Source organism: Aporhodopirellula sallentina SM41, assembly GCF_000346505.1.
GTDB lineage: Bacteria > Planctomycetota > Planctomycetia > Pirellulales > Pirellulaceae > Rhodopirellula > Rhodopirellula sallentina.
In genome coordinates, this window is sequence record NZ_ANOH01000145.1 from 1 (window position 1) to 1,394 (window position 1,394).

The window sequence follows — 1,394 nt, forward strand, 5'->3', positions numbered from 1 at the left end:
AAAGATGCAACCTATAAGAAAACGTGACCTTTCAAAGAAGTTCTCCAAAGGCCAGTACAACGGCAGGGATCAGCGGGCGGCGGCGAACAACATGGAGCTCACCGAAAACCGTGACTCCGCCGCTCCGTTGCATCCCATGGTTATGTTTCTAATGTTTTGTACATGATGTGAGCATCGACGTATCCGAGTTTAGGGTGCTCGAATGCTCCGGTAAGTGTGCCCACGATGTAGAAGCCCAACTTTTGCCATAGGCGGACTGCCCCTTCGTTTGTTGCCACGACAAGGTTGTACTGCATAGCACGGAATCCGTGACGGATTGCCTCATGCTGCGAATGCACACACATCTGAGATGCGACTCCGCGCCCGCGAGCAGCCTCGGCGACAATGTAGCCGCAATTGCATACGTGCGATCCCTGTGATGGCTGGTTGGGTTTGAGGTAATAGGTACCAAGTATTGCACCGTTTTCTTCGTCCTCAGCGACGTAGGTCACTTTTGGAGTGGATACCCAAACGTCAAAGGCTTCTTCCTTTGTGATTGTAGTTGGATAGGGATAGGTGTCACCGGCGCGGAACGCGGGTTCGACAATCTGCCAAACCTCGTTCCAATCAGATTCAACAAATGGGCGAATTGACAACATTTGGTAGCAAATCTTGAAACATAACGGTAGACATCACGGAGGACGGACGATGGAGCCTCCACTTCAAAAACCGCGCAAGCCGTCCTTCCGTGCATGTCATGGTTACCCCAGATCGAGTGAGGGCTATGGATTGGCGGTGCGTTTCTGTTTGAGTGTGTCTACTCAGCGATCAGATTCTTCGCGGGATCATTCAACACAGTTACGATAAGAAACACGTTGCGATCATCTTGACCCTGTGCACCAATGATCCTTGGTTCGCCAGTCAGATACAGGTCCGTGTTCTCGATTACGATTCGAGACAAAACCGATAGGTCCTCGTCGCCATTCTGCGATTCGCCAACGGTGTATGCGATGTTCACGATCGTCTTATCTGACCTCACCCCCGCACGAATCTCAAGCGTTGTCCCCACTACTGGCGGTCGTTTTCGCGTTTTGGCCTCGTCAGATCCTGAGCCCTCGCCAGGAGGATCCAAGAAAGTTTTGCCCTCTGTGAATACCGCAACCGATTCGCTCAGCGTCGGAATGCGGAACTCGCGGATCGGGCGTACGCCTTTTTTGCGCAGTGCTTCAAGCGTTGCGATTGCCTTCTGGGCTAGATCAATCTCGAAACTTGGCCGGTATTCCGCCACGTGCACGACTAGTCGGACGTGCTCCTCACTTTCCTTGTTGTCAGCCGTGGCGTGCGAGACGCCAATGCAAAAGGTCAAAACGACCAAGTGAATTCGGAATAATGGTCCAATCATGGTGAGTCTTCTC

General features: G+C 52.2%; 2 protein-coding genes. Both read right to left on the reverse strand.

Features of this window, described 5'->3' with window-relative positions; translation table 11 throughout:
• Positions 1-140 precede the first annotated feature (140 nt).
• Positions 141-638, reverse strand: a complete 498-nt coding sequence (locus RSSM_RS09555) for a GNAT family N-acetyltransferase (protein WP_044302022.1) — start codon at positions 636-638, stop codon at positions 141-143.
• A gap of 158 nt (positions 639-796) precedes the next feature.
• The coding region (locus RSSM_RS09560; protein WP_236621044.1) for a hypothetical protein at positions 797-1,394 on the reverse strand (598 nt) is incomplete at its 5' end.